The organism is Ktedonobacter sp. SOSP1-85 (genome assembly GCF_016587415.1).
Lineage (GTDB): Bacteria > Chloroflexota > Ktedonobacteria > Ktedonobacterales > Ktedonobacteraceae > Ktedonobacter.
Window position 1 is genome coordinate 1,076,151 of record NZ_BNJI01000001.1, and the last position, 20,096, is coordinate 1,096,246.

At 56.3% G+C, this 20,096-nt stretch carries 14 protein-coding genes; 4 read left to right on the top strand and 10 right to left on the bottom strand.

Translation table 11 applies throughout. The features are described from left to right. Positions 1-491 precede the first annotated feature (491 nt). Positions 492-686: a hypothetical protein gene (locus KTE_RS04800; protein WP_201379111.1), complete on the top strand. Its 195-nt coding sequence runs from the start codon at positions 492-494 to the stop codon at positions 684-686. 125 nt (positions 687-811) lie between these two features. Here KTE_RS04800 and ndk read toward each other — a convergent pair whose 3' ends face one another. The 6 genes from ndk to KTE_RS04830 all read right to left on the bottom strand — a co-directional run bounded on the left by ndk (position 812) and on the right by KTE_RS04830 (position 10,089). After that, positions 812-1,276 carry a nucleoside-diphosphate kinase gene (ndk, locus tag KTE_RS04805; protein ID WP_201379113.1) on the bottom strand — a complete coding sequence of 155 codons (465 nt, stop codon included), beginning with the start codon at positions 1,274-1,276 and terminating at the stop codon, positions 812-814. A 390-nt stretch (positions 1,277-1,666) separates the two neighbouring features. Then, positions 1,667-2,017, bottom strand: coding sequence for a roadblock/LC7 domain-containing protein (locus tag KTE_RS04810; RefSeq protein ID WP_201371775.1), 351 nt, complete (start codon positions 2,015-2,017; stop codon positions 1,667-1,669). 21 nt (positions 2,018-2,038) lie between these two features. Beyond that, positions 2,039-5,410, bottom strand: a complete 3,372-nt coding sequence (locus tag KTE_RS04815; RefSeq protein ID WP_201379115.1) for a tetratricopeptide repeat protein — start codon at positions 5,408-5,410, stop codon at positions 2,039-2,041. Positions 5,411-5,437: 27 nt separating this feature from the next. Beyond that, on the bottom strand, positions 5,438-6,715 hold the full coding sequence (locus KTE_RS04820; RefSeq protein WP_201379117.1) for a pitrilysin family protein: 1,278 nt from the start codon (positions 6,713-6,715) through the stop codon (positions 5,438-5,440). A 297-nt stretch (positions 6,716-7,012) separates the two neighbouring features. After that, on the bottom strand, positions 7,013-7,822 hold the full coding sequence (locus KTE_RS04825; RefSeq protein ID WP_201379119.1) for a zinc ribbon domain-containing protein: 810 nt from the start codon (positions 7,820-7,822) through the stop codon (positions 7,013-7,015). Positions 7,823-7,992: 170 nt separating this feature from the next. Next, positions 7,993-10,089, bottom strand: a complete 2,097-nt coding sequence (locus tag KTE_RS04830) for a thiamine pyrophosphate-dependent enzyme (protein ID WP_201379121.1) — start codon at positions 10,087-10,089, stop codon at positions 7,993-7,995. A gap of 567 nt (positions 10,090-10,656) precedes the next feature. Between KTE_RS04830 and KTE_RS04835 the strand changes: the two genes are divergently transcribed. Further along, positions 10,657-12,669: a beta-galactosidase gene (locus KTE_RS04835; RefSeq protein WP_201379123.1), complete on the top strand. Its 2,013-nt coding sequence runs from the start codon at positions 10,657-10,659 to the stop codon at positions 12,667-12,669. A 97-nt stretch (positions 12,670-12,766) separates the two neighbouring features. On the opposite strand, the gene KTE_RS04840 is transcribed toward KTE_RS04835, so the two are convergent. From KTE_RS04840 to KTE_RS04855, 4 genes are all read right to left on the bottom strand, one after another. After that, positions 12,767-13,234: an NUDIX hydrolase gene (locus KTE_RS04840; RefSeq protein WP_201379125.1), complete on the bottom strand. Its 468-nt coding sequence runs from the start codon at positions 13,232-13,234 to the stop codon at positions 12,767-12,769. Between the two features lie 673 nt (positions 13,235-13,907). Next, positions 13,908-15,044 carry an amidohydrolase family protein gene (locus KTE_RS04845; RefSeq protein ID WP_201379127.1) on the bottom strand — a complete coding sequence of 379 codons (1,137 nt, stop codon included), beginning with the start codon at positions 15,042-15,044 and terminating at the stop codon, positions 13,908-13,910. 226 nt (positions 15,045-15,270) lie between these two features. Then, the gene (locus tag KTE_RS04850) at positions 15,271-16,551 is read right to left on the bottom strand and encodes an AAA family ATPase (RefSeq protein ID WP_236600285.1); all 1,281 of its coding nucleotides are present in this window, start codon (positions 16,549-16,551) and stop codon (positions 15,271-15,273) included. A 182-nt stretch (positions 16,552-16,733) separates the two neighbouring features. Further along, positions 16,734-17,123, bottom strand: coding sequence for a hypothetical protein (locus tag KTE_RS04855; protein ID WP_201379129.1), 390 nt, complete (start codon positions 17,121-17,123; stop codon positions 16,734-16,736). A gap of 568 nt (positions 17,124-17,691) precedes the next feature. Between KTE_RS04855 and KTE_RS04860 the strand changes: the two genes are divergently transcribed. Together KTE_RS04860 and KTE_RS04865 are read left to right on the top strand one after the other, a co-directional pair. Further along, positions 17,692-18,498: a retropepsin-like aspartic protease gene (locus tag KTE_RS04860; protein WP_201379131.1), complete on the top strand. Its 807-nt coding sequence runs from the start codon at positions 17,692-17,694 to the stop codon at positions 18,496-18,498. 348 nt (positions 18,499-18,846) lie between these two features. After that, positions 18,847-19,989, top strand: a complete 1,143-nt coding sequence (locus KTE_RS04865) for a competence protein CoiA (protein WP_201379133.1) — start codon at positions 18,847-18,849, stop codon at positions 19,987-19,989. Positions 19,990-20,096 lie beyond the last annotated feature (107 nt).

A 20,096-nucleotide genomic window follows, 5' to 3' on the forward strand; every position in this document is an offset into this window, starting at 1 on the left:
ACAAGCTCCTGGCTCTTCCATAAAGGGTAAGTGGGGGCGCGTATCGGCTCTTCCATAAAAGGTATGCGTGGGGGCATACACCAGCTCTTCCATAAAGGGTAAGTGTGTGGGGGCGCACTGGCGGAGCCAGTGCGCCCCCACACACTTACCCGGCGAGCCACGCAGTGGCGAGAAGTCGCAAGGGGGAAATCACAAGTAGAGCGGGCAATGGTGGAGTTATAGCGGGAGTAACGTCATCTTACAGCTATTATACCATAAACTGACCCGTTTTGTCTGTAGTCTTTGCTCTATTATTCTAAAAACAATGTGATATACTACGGGTACCCATAGTAACTTCAATATACGAAACAATTTAGGAAGGATAAGGAGACAATTTGGCAGGCGAAATCTACACTCATCCATCTGAAAATTCAAATTGGCGGAAACACAAGAATGCCTGCCCTTGTTACCGGGAACGCTGGTTTCCCTGCAACGATGTCTCAGGAGAGCCCATGTACCAGGTCTTTTGCCTGCAAGGGACCCCGCCAGAGACCTTAGAAGAGCAGGATAAATGTTTCCGCAGCAAAACGCGCTGCTGGCGGCTTAGCGAACAGAAAAAAGCCTCATCGAGCCAGGCTGCGGCAGGCACACAAGAAGAACCCGTCAAAGTAAACCGGAACGAGAAACGAGCCAGCAAAGCCAGCTGAGCCCTACCTACACTCCTCATGTCTCTTCACCAGGCCATAGACCTGGGTCAGGATAAACAAACAAGGGAGACTTGTTCTTATGGACAAGTCTCCCTTGTTTGTTTTCTGATCTTGCGACCGTGCGACTACTCGCGCTCGCTCGAATTATACACGTAGGTCTCGAGGATATCCTTGTACTCGAAGAGCTCCTCGGCTTTGAAGAAGCGAGGAACCTCGGCTTTGGCCGTCTCCAGGGAATCGGAGCAGTGGATGAGGTTCGCCTGCACGCTCATGGCAAACTCGCCACGAATGGTGCCAGGAGCCGCCTCGCGCGCCTTGGTGATGCCACAGAGTGCACGGACCGTGTCGACGGCCTCGACGCCCTCAAGGCAGAGCGCGACCACGGGGGTAAGCTGCATGAAGGATTTGACCTCGGGGAAGAAGCTGCGACCCACCAGGTGGCTATAGTGCTCGTTGAGCAGCTCATCTGAGAGGCGCATCATTTTGAGGCCAGCGATCTTCAGACCTTTGCGCTCAAGACGAGTAATTATTTCACCGACCAGATCGCGCTGGACTGCGTCGGGTTTCAGCAGAACAAGAGTTTGCTCCATGGTTACAATAAATCTCCTTAATATAATGGTTGTGTAATTGCAATGCTAGTCTCTGTGGCATTGCGCCGCAGATAGGAAGGTGAGGCTATCGGTCACGACGACCAACACCCTCACCCTCCTACCTGCTGCATTGCCCTCTGTGCCCGAAAAAGCAAGCGTTTCAGGCGAAATATGCTCCACGTATGCATGGCTAACTGCCATGCGCACGCGCAGTATAGCAACTCGAGGCTGGAAGATCAATGGATGCTACACATCCAAGGCGGTGTACAGTGGCATTGAGTGTGGGCCCGACGCTGCTAAAGCACACATCTACATATAACAACCATATGTAGATGTGTGCTTTAGCAGCGTCGGGCAACCGTCAAGGATCAACCTTTCTGCATCCCGCGCCTAGTAGCCGGTGGTGACCAGTTCGTTCAGTTGCGCGCAGGCTTTCTTCATCTCCAGGCGTACGCGACCCATATTACCTTTACCTGTTGTTGTCACGATCAGGATCAAATCGCCCGCCGCCTCCATTTGAATCGTCCCCTTCTTCGTCTCGATGACAACGTGGCTGGTTTCCCCATTGCTAATCTGCTCAGTAAAACTGGTAATGGAACCAAATGCGGCTGCGGACATAGCGCCGACGACCTCCTCGTCTTCGCTATGCAGTATACCCGAGACGATCAAACCATCTTTCCCCACCAGGATGGCATCGTACACCTCGTCAAGGTCAGTCAGCCGTTGCAGAATAGTTTCCACGTCAGAACTCCTTATTGATGATTAGGACTTAGCCTTCTTCGCCATGGTCAACGCCTTATTATACGCCTCCATTGCCTGGAGGTATTCCCCCTGGCGCATGTATGCATCCCCCAACACACGATAGCCGGCTGCATAATTGGGCGCCAGCTTGAGCAATGCCCGGAGATTGCTTACCACTTCTCCCAGCACCTCTGGCGAGGTACGAACCAAGACGCGATACTCTTGCATCGCCTCGTCATAGTCGCCCACCAGTTGATACTGATAGCCCTTGAGTAAGCGCTCCTGGGGCTTACCGCTCCCTTCGCTTGCCGCTGACTGGCGCTCCACGGGTCGGCTGCGTACCACAGGGGCTTGCGATTCTTTCGCGTTACGCTGCATCGGCTGAAGACGTATCGCGGGCCGCTTCATGGTTGTCTCCAGGCCATCTTCCAGGAAGGGATTCGGGCGCGCCTTCGACTGCGGCGAGGGCTTCTCCACATCAGGTTTGGGCGAGACCGCAAATGGTGTAGTTGGCTGGACAGGGGCCGACTGAGGCTCTGGCTCGCGTGTGACTGGCTGTACCGGCATGGGAGGAACGGCACCTAGTGCGGCCACCCATGAAGGCTGTTCTGCTGATGGTTGTGACTCGGGCGCGACACTCGCGGCTGGCTGGACAGGAGCTTGCGGCTCTTCCTGAGCGCGCTGGCTCACCAGGCCTAGCTGGGCCAGGGCGGAAGAGAGTGAAGTACTCTCCTGAGACTCGGACTGGCTCGGCTGTAACTGCTGCTGCCAGTCCTGCGCTTCTGGTAGACTTGGCTGTAACTGCTGCTGCCAGTCCTGTGCTTCTGATTGGCTCGGCTGTAATTGCTGTTGCCAGTCCTGTGCTTCCGGTTGACTCGGCTGTAATTGCTGTTGCCAGTCCTGTGCTTCCGGTTGACTCGGCTGTTGCTGCCACCCTTGCAGTTCGCGCAAGAAATCGGGCGTCGCTCCCTGAGGTTCCTGCTTCAGGGCCCCCAGGTAGTCTGGAATCTCCGAAAACTCAGGCTGCTCTGGCTGCTCTGGCGTGGCTGGCTCTGTTTCCGCCAGGGAGGAGAGACTGTGTGGTTCCATGGGGACAAAGCCCTGTGAGTAGAGGTTTTTCTCCAGATCCTCTAGTGAGCTGACAACGCTCTGCTCATTCTCGTTCGTGCCTGGTGCCTCCGCTTGCGCTGGCTCAGGCGCCTCGTTGAGGGGCGCAGGCTCGGCGGAGCGTGAGAGTTGAGACATCCACGAGGGGGCGGGCAAAGGCTCAGCGGGCGCTGTCCCCGAGGAACCAAGTAACTGGCTTGCCCACTCAGGCATGGCGGCAGACGCACCTGGCTCGCCGCCCATATCGCTGGAGAAGTTCCAGGAATCAAACGTAGGCAGTGACGCCGCCTCTTCCTGTGGAGCCTCATGATGTACTTCTGGCTGCTCAAGGTGTGCGCTGGGCGTGGCTGCGTATCCCGGCCAGGAGGCAAAGGGGTCTGCCGATCCCGGCTCTGGTGCAGGCTGGATGGGTTCGGAGGCCGTGGGCAGTTCGACGCTGGGTTTGGGCTGCTCTGCGGGCTGAGGGCTCACAGGCGCCTCTGACTTCGCGACAGGTTTGGAGGCTTCTGGCCTGGCTTTGGAGAGCGAGATAGCAGGCATTTCCATGCTATTCTCCCTGCTCTCGGCCCCTATCGACTTCAGCCAGGAGGGGCCGAAGGAAGACTCTTCCTCGTCATCATCCATGGCAAAGGGCGAAGTAAAGGCGTCTTCATTAGCCTTAGCCTCGGCTTTCACTTCAGGAGTTACCAGAGGCTGGGAAGCCACAGCTGGTTGAGATGGCTGGACTGGCGTTGGTGGCTGCTGAGATTCAACCGGAGCAGAGACCTCCTGAGGCTCACCAGCAGGCTCTGCCATACGCTGGCGCTCGCCCTGGGTCAACATATCCAGCCATTCTGTGGGTGTTGCTTCACCCTTATTCAGAGTGGTCGACGCCTCCCAAACGCCACTAGATGGTTTGTTTGGCGCTGTGGTGGCTGGTTCACTGGCGGAAGGCTCACTGCTTATGCCGGACCAGGAGGCGCTGGAAGGCTGTTTCGAGGGCTGCTCAGGCTCGGCGGCTGGCGAGGATGCTTCGTCCTCAAACGAGGAGGAGAGATATTTACGAGCCTCGGCCAGCAAGGCACTGAGGTCCGTTTGATTCGACTGATTGGTAGTGGCAGTGGCGGGCTGGTCGACACCGGGCCAATCCCAGGTAGAAGAGGAGCCAGCCGGGGCTTCTGCTCCAGGCATAGAGGCTTCACTGGCAGGCGCCTGTTGCGCCTCCTGAGATTCGGCACCAAAACCAGGCCAACTTGGCCGGCTCGACGAGGTGCTTGACTGCTGTTGTTCGGGAATAGCATCGAAGCCAGGCCAACTCGGTCGGCTTGATGAGGTGCTTGACTGCTGAACCTCCTGGGAGGTGGAATCGAAGCCAGGCCAACTCGGTCGGCTTGATGAGGTACTTGGCTTCTGTGCCTCCTGGGGGACTGCATCGAGGCCTGGCCAGCTGGGACGGCTCGACGAAGTGGATGGCTGAGGAGCAGATACTTCCTGAACGAATTTGTCCAATGCCACCGGGTCTCGCTGGATAAGGGCCAGAAATGGCTCGTGGGCAGGCGTCTGTTTCGCCAACAGATCGGCAAAGAGTTCTTGTGCCATCAGCAAATCAGGGTCGAGAGCCTCGGCGCGCTTGATGAGATCTTCAGCCTGGTGCAGATCACGCGGCGAGATGATGTGGGCGAGGAGAAGTTGTGCCTTCAGGCAGCCAGGCACATCCTGCAAAATCTGGCGTGCAAGCTGCTCGGTTCGATCATACAAGCCCTCACGCCAGAGTGCCTCAAGCAGACCCAGACGCGCATCTAGTCGTTCAGGGGTCACGGCGAGGACCGCCTCCCACTCCTGAATAGCCTGCGTTACCAGGTCACCACGCGTATAGAGCCGGGCCAGACCTGCGCGCGAGAACATAAAGCCCTGCTGACCCGCCCTAGCACTGAGCTTATTAAACTCCTCACGAATGTGGCTATTGCCGCGGCTCAACTCATAAGCCTGCTGGTAACAATCGAGGGCCGTATCAAAATCCGAGAGACTCTCGCTAATTAAGGCCCGGTCACAATACACAACTACATTCTCGGGATCATTCATCAACACCCAGTCGAAGGCCTGCTGAGCCTCTTCTAGTTTCCCCTGAGCGAAGTAGACCTCACCGAGCAGGCGTTGCGCTTCCAGAGACTCAGGATGCTGAGCCAGAATTTGCTGACAACGAGCCAGGGCCTCTTCATGCTCGCCTCTGCTGATCAGATCCTCGGTCTGTTGTAAATAATCACGAAGCGTAGTTGGCGGATTCGTTTGTAGCTTGGTTTGTGCCATAAAACAAGGTCTCCTCTTCCCACAGCATTACACACCTGTAAGCAACTTCTCAAACTCACCTGCTCGCTGTGTTCCATCTGGTCCAATAATCGCCAGGCGACGCCACTGGGGCGCGAAACACGACTGTGCTACACGCTGTACATCCTGTACAGTCACGGCATCAATATGGGCAATGATATCATCGATCTCCCGCACCTGGTGCTGCGCACACTCCTGGCTACCCAACCAGGATGCTACCTGCTGGGTTCCCTCAAGCCCCAGCAAGAAGCCACCACGCACATAGGCTTTGGTGCGCGCTAACTCTTCTTCCGGTACTGGCTCTGTGCAGAGGTGCTCTAGTTCCACCAGGATGGCCCGAACGGTGGCATCAATACTCGAAGGGTCAACGCCCGCGCTCACCACCAGGCTCCCAGTCTCATGATAACAGTTCAGATAGCTACCAATATCATAAGCCAGACTCTGCTCCTCGCGAATTGACTGGAAGAGGCGTGAACTCATTCCATCGCCCAGTAGAGCATTGATAAGCAAAAATGTAAAGTAGTCGGCAGAGCGATACGAGGTCCCCAGGGTGGTCAGGCAAACGTTTGTCTGCTCAGTGTCCTTCTCAATCATACGGACAGGTGCTACATCGACGGGGGGCAGCGAGGCACTCCAGCCTGGGAACTCGCTCGGCTCCCAGTCCCCGAATAGCTCTTCAGTCACCTGGCGCACCTGCTCAGGATCAATATTGCCAGCGACGCTGATCACCAGTGAGTTAGGGCGATAAAATGTGTGGAAATAATCCAGCATTTGCTCAAGCCCCAACTCTGAGACAGAATCGACGGTTCCAGCATCATCGCGTCCCAGGGGAAGAGCAGGCCACATCACCTCGTCAGCCAGGAGATTCACCCATTCCTGGGGATCATCCTGTGTTGAGCTGATCTCTTCAATAATCACATTGCGCTCTTTTTCGACCTCGGTTGGATCAAAAAGTGGGCGACGGAACATATCAGCAAAGACTCGCATGACCGCAAAGAGTTGTTCCGCGGGTACGCGAGCCGTATAATTCGTCAGTTCCTTCCCCGTGCTCCCATTAAAGACACCCCCGACTCCTTCAATCGCCTCGGAGATAGCCCTGGCAGAAGGATAGTGCTGCGATCCCTTAAAAAGCATATGCTCAATGAAATGGGACACACCCGCGACGTGGTTATCCTCATGACGCGAACCTACCATAAAGAAGAAGGCAATACTGGCGGAACGCATACCAGGCATTGAGGTAGTAAGTAGACGTAAACCATTAGGCAGAGTCGTTCGCTCGTAGTTCATGCGCAGTTCTGGCGCTTAGCCTCGTAGGAGGCAAGAAGACACCAGTTCTCCTTATATTTCCTGATCAAAATAGGACTAATACAATACCAACAACCCGGACAGCTTATTTTTCTGCATACGGAGACGAGAGTATCTCGCCGTATTATAGACGGTTTCAGACGTTGTCGCAACTAAACAGAAAAGGGAGATAGCCAATTTTGGTATATTGAAGGTATGAGAGGGCCCGCTACTGGCGTACGCGGCTACCGCTATATGTAGCCGCGTACGCCGGTAGCGGGCACAGATGCACCAGTCAGATTAGAGACCGATATTATCCATAAAGCCGAGCAGGCCGCCATTATCGTCGTCATCCTCGCGTCGATGGTGGTGGTGATGCTGGCCCTCAACCAGGTTCTCGAGGAGCATCTCGCCGCCAATCACCGCGGCGGCCCCCCCCAGCGCCCCCATGGCATACTTGCCTCCATTACCCTGCATAAAGCCGCCGGGCTGCTGACCAGGAGCCATCGCGTTCATGGGCACGGGCACGACACCTGCCAGATTGGTGCGGCAGCCACGACAGTAGGCGGTCCCGATAGGAGCCATCGCCATACAGGTGGGACAACGCAGCACCATCTGTCCCTGGCCCATCATGGGATCGGGCTGATACGCGCCATAAGGCTGCTGCGCTGGCTGGGGGTACTGTTGCCCATACTGCTGCTGTTGCGGATACTGCGGCGGATAGGGCTGTTGTGAGTATGGTTGCTGCTGTGGATAGGGCGCCTGGTTCGGATACTGTGGCTGCGCTGGCTGAGGGGGATACTGTGGATACTGCCCCGACGAGGTATAGGGAGGGGTCGCCTGGAGCTGAGAGCCACAATTTGTGCAGAAGGCGCTGGACAAGGGCAACTCAGCATGACACGAGGGGCAGGCCCGCGTCGTGGGCGCCGAAGCGACAGGTGCAGCCCCTTTAAGTGAGCCGCCGCAATGTGCACAGAAAGCTGCATCTGCGCGCACAGACCCCTGACAGTGGGGACATGTCCGCATGGGCTGAGCAGCCTGCACAGATGTACCGCACTCAGGACAAAACTTCTTTCCGGTGACGTCAGCACCACAAGATGTACAGGTCATGGTTTTAGAGTTCTCCTTGAAAAGCGCATCGTAGTTCTTCTTGCATCTAAGACGCAGTGTAGCATAGTTTTTAGCACACGTCGAGCACAGAAAAGGGGAAAGAAAAGAGTGTGCGTAAGAGCCGGGGCCATGCCCCGGCTCTTACGCACACTCTTTTCTTTCTGAGGATCTTATTCGACGAGCAGGTCGGCGATGCGCTCCTCGATGGTTTTGGCCGTGGGATAGAAGGCAACCTCTTCGGGCGCGTTGTAGGGAGCGGCTGGCGCCGCGACCGCGCTGATGAAGGTTGGCGAGCCGTCCAGGTCGTAGAAGCAGTTCTGGACGATCCAGGAATGCACATGGCGGCCATAGCTGGTCAGATCGGACTCCTCGGTCACGACAACGACGCGATTAGCCTCTTTGACTGCGGCAGCGACGGTCGCTTCATCGAAGGGTATCAGCGTGCGCAGGTCAACTACCTCAATCGCGCCTCCCTCTTGCTTGACGATATTGGCTGCGGCGGTACAGGCCTCAAGAGTCATCGAACCCCAGGCGACAATCGCCACGCTCACCGGGCCTTCGCCGATGCGAATACGGCGCGCCTTACCAATGGGGAGGGTATAGTAGCCCTCGGGGACGCTCCAGTACTCGGCCATCTGTGGAATAATATTGCCCTCAGCATCCTTGGGCGGCTCCGAGCGATAGAGGCGACCGCGCTCCAGGAAGGTCACAGGCGACTGCGAACGCGCAGCCTGTAACAACAGGCCCTTGGCATCAAAGGGAGTCGCGGGACAGATGGTAATCATGCCAGGAATATTGGTAAACCACTGCTCTCCGGCATTGGAGTGACCAAAGGCGCCGCCGCCTGCGGTGCTGCTGGAAATGGGGCCACCGCCGCCGCTGCCCGACTTGGTGCGAATGATCATGGGCACATACCAGTCGCCAAAGCTCTGATAGGAGGTACGAGCCGCCAGGCGCACAGTCTGGGTCGACGACTGGTGGTAGTCGACGAATTGGATCTCGGCGCAACGAGCCTTACCATCGACCATGCCAGCGCCCGCGACCAGGCCCACGATAAGCTGCTCGTTCAGCGGGCTACTGATGGCGCGCTCAGGATATTTCTGCACGAGATTGGCGGTCGCGCCAAAGACGCCGCCCTTGGGACTACCAACATCCTGACCGTAGACAAAGAAGTTGGGATCGCGGTCGGCCAGCTCGACCAGGGCCTCGTTGATCGCACCTAGCATAGTCAGAGGGCGCCTGGCACCACGAGGAATATTCTCATGCCACTCGGGGACAGCCACGACATGCTGCATCACACGGCTGCCATCAGGCTCCGGCTCCTGCAAGACCTCGCGCTCAACGCGATCCAGTTCTGAGCGAATCTCTTTGCGCATACGCTCGGGATCGCCTTCCTGCAAGTGACCGTTTGCCACCAGCCAGCGGCCAAAGTTCTTGACCGGGTCCTTGGTCTCGGTCGTGAGCGCGATCTCTTCTTTCTTGCGGTAGGACTTGATATCAGTGCTGCTAGAATGCGGATCAAGCAGGCCCAGGCGCAGATGCATCAGGACTGGACCCTGGCCGGAACGAATACGGGCCACGAAACGTTTGCTCGCCTCATAGGTCGCCATGATATCTGTACCATCGACCTCTTCCGCGTAGACGCCAGCGCCCTTTGCCCACTCCACGAGCGAGCCGGCGTACTGGACCACTGAGGGGGTCGTAATCGCCCAATTATTATCTTCAATGACCATGAGCACAGGGAGCTGATGCACAGCCGACTGGCGCAGAAGCACGCTGAAGTCGTTGGTGGCTGAGCCACCATCACCTGTAGAGCACATAATCAGATCTTTGCTTGCATGCTGCTTAAGCGAGAAGCCAACGCCACCCGCAAAGGGAGCCAGGCCTCCAACCTCGCTTACACCTGGGAGGATGCGATGGCTCCGGCTGCTATAGTGCGATGGCATATTGCGCCCGGAGCACATGGGGCCAGTCGAGCGAGAATAGGCCTCGCGCAGGGGTCCATAGACATCGCCTGTGCGCTGAAGCCAGGCGGCCAGGTCACGATAGTAAAGCGCGAGCCAGTCACTTTCCTGCAAGGCAGCCACGACCGCTGCCATACCCTCATGCCCAGCACAACCAATATAGAAAGGGAAACGACCCTGAGTCTTGCGAGTCTTCAACAGGTCGTTGATGGCTCGTGCGGTAACCATGGTGCGGAAAAGTGCAATGACATCTAGCGGCTGTGCTAGAGTATCAGCTTCCGTAGCTTCGATATTCACTGTCATATGCAATAGCCTCCGTAAGTCTGCACCGACGTTCTGGGCATCGTTCAAACTCCTACAAATTCGAAATTTTGTGTTTTGTATTTTACAACCTATTCCCACTCCCCATTATAAGGGTGGGACCCCTGAAAAACAAACAGCAGAGAGAGCACATGTATGGAGAGTGCAGCATCGTTGCGGCACAACTACCTCTCTCTTGCTGGAAACAGCAATTCTCAGAACTGCACTCGTATAATACCATACCAGAGACGACGCTGCTAAAGGCACGCGTCTACACATCATGGGACTAGGAGGGAAGGGGCACGACGCTGCAAAAGCACGCGTCTACATATCATGGAGCGGAGAAAGGTAACCATTCTGCATAGAGTAAGTTGGAGGATCCATGCTTGGCATGGGCGTGGCTGGCCCGCGAGCCAATGCTCAGGCGTGGTGGTCGTCGCTGCGCTCGGAGTCCATGCAAGCATGGACCCTACATGGTTTGGGGAGCTGGCACTTCCACACCCTCTTATTCCACACGTGATACACTGCTTATAAGATCATCGTTGAAAGGAAAGGCAGCATTTAAGAGCTATGCAGCAATATTTCCCTGATAGGATCCTCTATGGTGGGGACTATAATCCAGAACAGTGGTCAGAGGAGACCTGGCGCGAGGATATGCGCCTGATGAAACTGGCCCATGTAAACATGGTTTCAATTAATATCTTCTCCTGGACTTTGCTAGAGCCAGAACCGCATAAATATCACTTTGAGCAACTGGACCGCATTATGGATATGCTGGCAGAGCATGGTATCTACGCGGACCTGGCGACCGCGACTGCCTCGCCTCCAACCTGGATGAGTCGCCTTTACCCCTCAATACTTCCAGTGACCCAGCAGGGCGTGCGCATGAGCCATGGCTCGCGCCAGCACTACTGCCCAAACAGCCCCGATTACCGGCGCAAGGCCGGCGCGCTCGTTGAGCAGATTGCGACACGCTACGCAAAACATCCTGCCTTGAAGATGTGGCATCTCAACAACGAATATGGCTGCCATACAGGCGCCTGCTATTGTGAGAATTGTGCCGCCGCGTTCCGCAAATGGCTACAAGAACGCTATCAGACGCTAGACAAGGTGAACCAGGCCTGGGGAACCACCTTCTGGAGCCAGCGCTACTATGAGTGGGAAGACGTGCTGCCGCCGCGTGCCACGCCGGCGCAGACCAATCCCACGCAAACGCTGGATTACTGGCGCTTTATGAACGATTCGCTGCGCGGATGCTACGAGTTGGAGGAGGAGATTCTCCGCCGCGCCACGCCGTCTATCCCCTTGACGACCAACCTGATGGTAGCCTTCAAACCCGTCGATGTCTTCGATTGGGCCAAACATATGGACATCATTTCCTTTGATATGTACCCAGCGCCTCATGATGGCGCGGCCCAGGTCGCTATGCCGCATGACATCATGCGTGGAGCGAAGGGAGGGCAGCCCCACATCGTCATGGAGATGAGTCCGAGCCAGGTCAACTGGCAGCCACAGAACCCCCATAAACGACCGGGACAACTGCGCATGCACATCATGCAGTCCATCGCGCATGGAGCCAATGGCGCGCTCTTCTTCCAGTGGCGCCAATCCATGGCGGGGGCGGAGAAGTATCATAGCGCCGTCGTCTCGCACGAGGGAAGCGAGCAGAACCGCATCTTTAAGCAGGTAGCCCAGGCGGGTGCCGAACTGGCGAAGCTGGCCCCACAGGTCGCCAACACCCGCATTCACGCTAAGGTCGCGCTCCTCATGGACTGGCAGAGCTGGTGGTCCTCCGAATATCAGCCGGGACCAAGCAATCAGTTGCGTTACTATGAACAGATCCTTACCTATTATAAGGCGCTCTATGCGCGGAATATCGCCGTGGATATCGTGTCCCCCGAGGCGGAGCTGGGCGAGTACAAACTGGTCATCGCGCCCCTGCTGCACATGATCATGCCAGGCGTGGAGCAGAAGCTCAAAGGCTTTGTGGAGCAGGGCGGAACCTTCCTCACGACCTTCTTCAGCGGCATCGTCGACCAGAATGAGCATGTCATCCCGGGCGGCTATCCCGGAGCGCTCCGCGAATTGCTCGGCATCTATGTTGAGGAGTTTGATCCCCTGACGCCGCAGATGTCCAACGAGGTCGTTATCGAAGAGGGAGAGTTGCGCGGGCGCTATGCAGCGACCAAGTGGGGCGAGCTGGTACATCTGAAGGGCGCGCAGGCTCTGGCAAGGTTTGGGCAGGACTACTACGCGCAACATCCGGCGATCACCGAGCATAGCTATGGGCAAGGCAAGGCCTACTATGTCGCGACGCACCCTGAGCAGCGACTGGTAGACACGCTTATCAAGCAGATTTGCGCGCAGGCAGGCGTAGAACCAGTTCTAGACACGCCAGAGGGCGTCGAGGTCACTCTGCGCGAGGGCAAGCACGGCGAGAAGGTTTACTTTGTGCTCAATCAGAGCAAGGAGCGGCAGCAGATCACTCTGCCAGAGGGAAGCTATACCTCCCTCCTGGACGAGAGAAAGGTCCAGGGAACGGTAGAGATGGGACCGTTGGACGTGCTAGTGTTGAAGAAATAAATATTATTTGGGTCGGAGGCGTAGAGTGTTCCGCCAGCCGCAGGCTGGCGGAACACTCTACGCCTCCGACCCAAATAATATAAAAAAAGACGTTGTGTTACGTGTTGGGGAGGTTCTGGTCGTGGGAGGTGCTGGAGAGCTGGTTGCGGATGAGGGCGCGTTCCTGGTTGAGGAGGGCGTCTTCGATGCGCTGGCGATGCTTGGGGAGGGTGTTGGCGGGGATGGCATCTGGGGAGAAGAAGCGGCATTCGCGGGATTCGAGCGTGGTAGTCAGTTCGCCGCCGGTGATGCGACAGAGGAAGGAGAGGACGACCTCTTGCTTCTGGGGCTTGGAATAGACGCCTACGAGGCGCTCGATGGCGACCTGGAGGCCTGTTTCTTCCAGAACCTCGCGGCTGACGGTCTGCTCAAGCGTCTCTCCAAGTTCCATGCCGCCACCGGGCAGGTTCCACCAGTCGATATCGCTGCGGTGGGCCAGGAGGATCTGGCCCTGGCGAAAGATCAGGGCAGAGATCCCGATGCGAAATTGGGCGAGATTAGTCACAGAATTAAGTGATTCAGACATTGGTGTTTCTCCATGATACTGGATTGCCGGCTCCCGCCCATGCAGGAGGGCGAAGGTAGTGCTTCTAAAGGGCGCACCTACCTTCGCCCTCCTGCTGGGCGGCTGCATTCGGCGATCAGTGCGCCCCATGTTTGGCCAGAAAAAAGGTAGGCGTGCCACTTAGCGGTGTCGGGCTGGTTCTCGCCGGGAAATATGGCAATCTATTGCATAACATTGTCGAACGGAAATGTTTTTGGCTTACGCCGAACTGCCATAAATGGCGTTCGGACGCGGTAAACGACTTTGCTGGCAAATTTTGTCCGGACAAGTTTCCGAGCGCGGAAAGGTATCCAGAGGCTTTCAAGACCGGTAGGGACCCGGTTTACCGCGTCCAAAGGCGATTAATCGCCCGTGGGCGCAGCCTGAAAGACGCTGAAAAAGACCTTTCACGTCACTATGTGCTTGTAACAGCGCAAAAACACGGCTGCGCCGACAGGCCATCAATGGCGTTTGGACGCGATAAATCGGGTCCCTACCAACAATTCAGGCGTTTCTCACAAGCCTGTTCGGACAACTTGACAAAATTTGTCAGCGGAATCGTAAACCGGGTCCCTACCGAAATCTAGATACCATGCCCAGGTAAACCGGGTCCCTACCGAAATCTAGATACCATGCCCAAGACGCCGAAGCCCGGTTATGTTTTGAAATAGAGTTGGGCAGCGTTGTCGTGCAGGATCAGGCGGGCAAGGTGCTGAGCCTGAGATGTGTCTAGTTCGTCGGCGTCAATCATCTCTTGCAGGACCTGGGCCAGGATGGTGCGGACGCGTTTGGCACCCACCCAGAGCATTTCAGGGACATTGATACCGTCAGAGCTATAGGTCAGCTTGCTGGCGGGCGCGATACTCAGGGCCTGGCGGGTGAATGTGAGCATTTCAAGTTTTTCGACAAAGGGAATGGTATACGAGAGATCAAAGTAGACATTGGGATAGATCGCGGCCAGGTAGGCTCCAAGCTGCACATAGGGATAGCTTTCGTGCAGGAGGACGATGGGCATACGCTGATAGTCGCCCCGCTCGAAGATGGCGCGCAGGTGTAGCGGATTGCCCAGGCGCATATCGGTATCGCCATCGCCATAGCCGGTATGAAACTGCACTGGAAGCTCTTGCTCAGCCGCCTGCTCAAAGGCTTGATGTAAGAGATAGTCGAGCAGGGGCTTGTGCATTAAGCGTAGCTCGCCATGTTGGGTGGCCTGGGCGCGGGCCTCGGTAAAGGCCGCGACCGCCTCATCTTTTGACCACTCCGCGATCTCCAGGCCGGTGCGGTAGGCCACGATGCTCTTCAGGCCGCTATAGCCAAGCTCGCGCGCCTGGCGCACTGTCTCGCGATAGCGCGCAACCACCTCATCGAAATCGGTATGGGCCTGAATAAGATCTTGCATCAGGATCTCCAGGCGCAGGAGGGTCGTTATCCGGACACCGCCCTGACTGGCAATTTGCTCGGGAGCATAACAGGTTGTGGGCGGTGGATAGGCGGAGTCGAGCACCAGGGCCTCAATATGGGCGCCCGCGAAAAGGCGGTGCACCTGGTCGGCGGTATCGAAGCGTGAGCGAGCCGCGATTATCTCATCTTCAAGCGGTTTGCAGCCATAGAAGGCTGCGGCCTGGCGCAGAAACCAGAGGTAGTAGATGGAATGCGAGACATGCTTCTGGGCAAAGCTGGGATGTGTCGCCTCGCTGAAGTAGCCACGAAAAGTCTGAGCATCCATCCGCTGCTGAAGCAGGAAGGGATGGCAATGATTATCTATAATAGGAATAGTGTTTAGATCGAGCATAACACACCTCTTAGCCCAGGCGTGACAAACGATGAGCACGGCCATATAGGCATACAGGATAGCATGTATGTTTGCTGAGAGCAAGATTCAGTTTTACTTTTTTTGTTTGCCGCCGCAGGCGGCAAACAAAAAAAGTAAAAAGATATTTTTCGGGGACACCCCGAACCCCGGCAAAGGGCTAGCCGCCCTTTGCAATCCCGCTCTTTCGCATAGATGTCCGTGAGTTTCAACGGTTACAGGCTGGGATTGATGTTGTTGGGTTAGTCAGGATAGGTATTTGCATTTGGGTTGGTGAGGAGGGTGTGGGAAGGGAGAGTGAGGTTGTGAGCGATCCGGGTTTGGGATGCGAGATTGGAGGTGGTGGCGGGGGTTTGGGTGGAATTGGGGGAGTCGTTGGGAGAGGATTCGGGAGTGTCGGAGGGGTTTGAGGAGTGGGTGTCTTCGGAATCGGGGTGAGGAGAATGTGAGCGATCTCGAATTTGGGCTGGTGGGGATACTGGGCCAGGAGTTCGGGGACGAGAGGCTTGATGAAGGGGTGAAGGGTATAGTGGCCGCGAGAGGTGGTGTATAGCAGGTTGGCGCGGGCCATTTTGCTGAGGAGTTGGCGCACACAGGTGTAGTCGAGGCCAAGCGCGGCTGTGACCTGGGCGGGTGAAAGGGGGTGTTCGCAGGTGTGGATCAGGTGGAGGATGGTGAGGCGTTCGGGGGTGAGAGTTTTATGGGCGCTGAGTGTTGTGAGGGCGAGATTCTCTTCGAGGGAGGCGTGACGGAAATGAATGTGAGAGGTTGGGCAATGTAGGGTGAGGGAGAAGAGAGCAAGCGAGGAGCCGAGTACATCGAGATGATAGTAGTTGGAGACGGGAAGGCGTTTGAGATGGAGGTGATGATCGACGGAGGCCGCCAGGGAAGAGGAGCGTTTGCAGGTATGGAGAACGACAATGCTGATATTCTGCTGCTCGGCGAGGCGACGCAGGAGGGCGAGCAGTTCGCGGTCGTTACCTTTGAAGAGGGGGCGTAGGGAGGCCAGGTTATCGATCACGAGCAGGCGTGTATCGGGAGAGTTAGTAAGCCAGCTTTGAAGCTCGTACAAACCCTCGGTGGGCGTAAGAGGGGTCCAGGTATTGGTAAAGAAGAGATTGTTGGGTGGGGGAGTGCCGGGTTGGGCCGACAACAGGCGCGAGCGGAGTTCGTGAAGGCGGAGCAGAGAGTGATCGAGGCCAAGGTAGAAGGCTCGGCCTCGAGTGGATTTGAAGGGTTGGGAGTCATCACGAGCCTCGCCAGAGAAGGAAGACTGACCCTGAGTGACATTAAACATGAGTTGGAGGGCGAGAGAGGTCTTTCCGGAACGCGATTCGCCGCTGAGGAGCGTCAGGCCTATGGGAAGCAGATTTTGGATGGGCCAGATGCTCGTGATGGGTGAGGGCTGAATGAGGTCATTCAGTCCGGTGAAGGGCATAAAGGGGCGGGCGAAGAGGTTGGTGTAGGCCTGCGGGTCGTGTTTCGTCATGTAAGCCTCCATGTGGGAAGTAGAGGGACGTTTTCACGAGGTAGAGAGATGGAAGGTGTAGAATACAATACAATACAATTTTATAATATTATGCGATATACATTTATAGTATGCCCGACAAGAGATGACTTGTCAAGTAAAAGAGGAAATATTGAAGGAATTGAGTAGGAAGAAGGAGCCCGCTACTTGCGTACGCGGCTACTCGAGGGGGAGACGCTCTGGAGGGCGGGGAGTAAAGGGTACATTATTATCACCTGGCGCGACTTAAGGGTGTCGCGCCAGGTGATAGATTGCATTGGTTTCTCTCTACCAGCCGCCTCCCCAGCCTCCTCCCCAACCGGGACCCCAACCACCGCCGCGCCAGCCCCAGCCTCCTCCCCAGCCAGGTCCCCATCCGCCACCGCGCCAGCCCCAACGGGGTCCCCAACCCCAGCTACTTCGCCAGCCCCAACCGCCTCCCCAACCGGGTCCCCAGCCTCCACCGCGCCAGCCCCAGCCGCCTCCCCAACCAGGTCCCCAGCCGCCGCCACGCCAGCCCCAGCCGCCGCCGCGCCAACCCCAGCCTCCACCACGCCAGCCGCCTCCCCAGCCAGGCCCCCACTGTATAGCGTGGCTACCTATATTTACGGTTATGGGGGTCTGCACCTTCGTGGATGCGAGGGTGGCTGCGGATGTGCTTGTTGCTGTGGTTATGACTAAGGCGATAGCAAAGACAGTGCTAAGGAGGGCTAGACAGAGAGTTTTCCGTAGAACGGAGTGTTTCATGTCTTTTCCTTGTACTGCACCTGTGTTCATCCACAGTTGTCGTCTACGCTATTTAAGAACGCTACTACGAAGTGTGACTTCCAGGAGAGCACTATAGGGTCATTGCTTGCGATATATTATTATATAGACTGATACAAACTCATGAGAGCAGTGCGCTACTTACTACCCTAAAGGGCACAGGGGACGCGGCTACGCTGGTGGAGATGGTAAAGCAGGGGTTAACAAATGCTGGGCGAGCGTTTACCCGCGAGGAGATACGAAGAATGCTCGGTATTGGCAGAGCGTTTACTAAGATCTTATTCCGAAACCCAACGTCACTGGCGTGTCTAGCGCTTCGCGCTCAGGGTTTTCGGAGAAGAAGTAAAGGGAGATAACATGAACGGATTCGATTTGATTATCAGGCCGGATGAAGCAGATAGCGATGCTGCCGAAGTCCTTGTTGACGGAACAATTGGCGGCTCTCCTTACCGTTTTCTTCTCGATACTGGTGCAGCGACAAGCAGCATTACCTTCGACGATTATACATCCACATTCGATTGCATCGAGAAGAGGGACTCATCAGGAGTTTTTGCAGCAGGCCACCTGGAGTTGATTCGGGTCCCAATGATTGAGCTTGGCCCGATCTGCAAACACGACGTTTTGCTCAATCGTGTGGAAGCCAATCACTCTGTGAGAGCAAATTTGATCGGGATGGATCTTCTCAAAGACTCTTGCTGCCACTTTTTATTTGATGAACAGAGGGTCGTCATTCAAGATGAACCGGAGTCTAGCTCGCCTTTTCAAGAGCTGATTCTGGACAAGAAGTTTCATCCTTACGTGACTATGCGGTTCGGAGAGATCGAGGCGGCAGCAGTATGGGATACTGGGGCTGGAATAACCCTGGCAGACATGAGCTTTATCAAAAAGTATCCCGTTTTTTTTCAGGAAGTAGGACAATCTCAAGGAACAGACTCGACAGGAACCCAGGTGGAAACGCCTCTCTTCATCATGACGTCTCCTATCATTGGGAATTATGCGTTTTCGCCTCATAAAGTAGCTGGAGTTGACCTGTCGCACGTGAATTCCCATATCGACATACCTATGGATTTGATCCTGGGCTATACTACGCTGCGTCAAGCGAATTGGCTGTTCGATTTTCCCCGCAAGAGATGGGCGATTTCAAAACGAGTCAGTGACCAATAATGAGAGTTGATCATCACTGATCTTGATTTGAGGATGAGCTAAAAATGGCTCTGTTTGAGAGGAGGCGCCGTGGGGGACGACATTGCTGAAGTACACAGCTACGCGATTGTTACCTGGCTGGGAGGAGGGGGGCCTGCGTGTAAATACCATTGATAGCAGTGGCGAGTAAGCGTTTTTTGCTGGGCAGTAAACAATACACCCTGCGAGATGTTGAATAGGAACGTTTTGGGCTGCGCCTACAGGCGATTAATCGCCTTTGGACGCGCTAAAGCGGGTCCCTACCAGAATTTCGTCGCGTTTTGCGAGCAAGGTGTTGTCGCGTTTTGTGGGCAAGGTGTTATTGCGCTTATGGACAAGCTGAATGAGGTAGGCGCTATGCTGGTTGCGTATGGACCGGAGGGTCAGACGGTGGTGGCGAGCGAGACGCCACTGGAACAATTGCAGGAGTGGTCGCGGGACAGGCGGTTGCAGTGTCCGAATTGTCGGGGAGTGGTGCATCTGCGCGGCGGTGGGGCGAAGCGGATGCAGCCGCATTTCGCGCACCAGCGGGGGGAGTGTGCGTGGAGCACGGAGGGGGAGTCGGTACAGCATATGCGGGGGAAGGCGGTGCTGGCCAGGTGGTTGAAGGGGCAGTTTCCCGAGGCGCAGGTGACGCTGGAGGAGAGGTTGCCAGAGCCGAACCGAATCGCGGACGTTTTTGTGCGGCATACGGATGGGCTGTGCCAGGCGGTGGAGTATCAGTGCGCGCCCCTGGAGATCGAGGAGTGGCAGATGCGCCACGAGGCCTACCGCAAGGCGGGCATTATAGATACCTGGATTATTGGCAGCAATCGGCGCGAGAAGCAGGAGGCCTTTATTGACGCGGTGATACAGATAGCACATGAGGCGTTATTTTTGGATTCGCAGGTGACGCCGCCGCGCACCTGGCTGCGCTGGCCGATTACGCGCCAGGTGGCCCAGGAGTGGCAGAGTCAGGTGACGCCCCAGGCACGGCGTATGCCGACGCTGGAAGGATGGGTGGGGCGGCAGGGTTATGGGGCAACGCTTATTGGGCCGCTGCATGAGATCCGCATAGATAGAGAGGGGCGGCTTCTCCATCCTGTGCGGACCAGGATGGAGGAAAGAGGCAGGCTTCTCCAGCAGATGAGCCAGGCACAGGCGCCTGAGCCGGGGATTATGGCAGCCTATTTGCGCACCTATATGGACGAGGCCATTGTGCATGGCATTATTGTGCCCCTGCTGAAGTCTTATCTGCTCGATCCAGAGCTACTGCAACGCTATAACTATGGGCGAGGACTGCCACAGCGGCCATTGAGCACGGAGGATCGCACACGGGTGGAGAAGGCTAAGGTCTGGTTGAGAAGCCTGGGGCAGAAGGGATATACGGGTGCACGACTACAGGAAATAGCGCGTGAGCTGCCTTTTGTGGGGCCGTATGCGGCTTTTGCGAGCTATATGGAGCTGCTGGTGACGCTGAGTGGAGGGTTGTAAGGGAAATCCACGCTCGTGCAGATGTGAAAGGGGCATTCCACACCCGTGCAGGAGAAAAAAGGTAGTGCTTCTAAAGGGCGCACCTACCTTTTTTCTCCTGCCGGGCG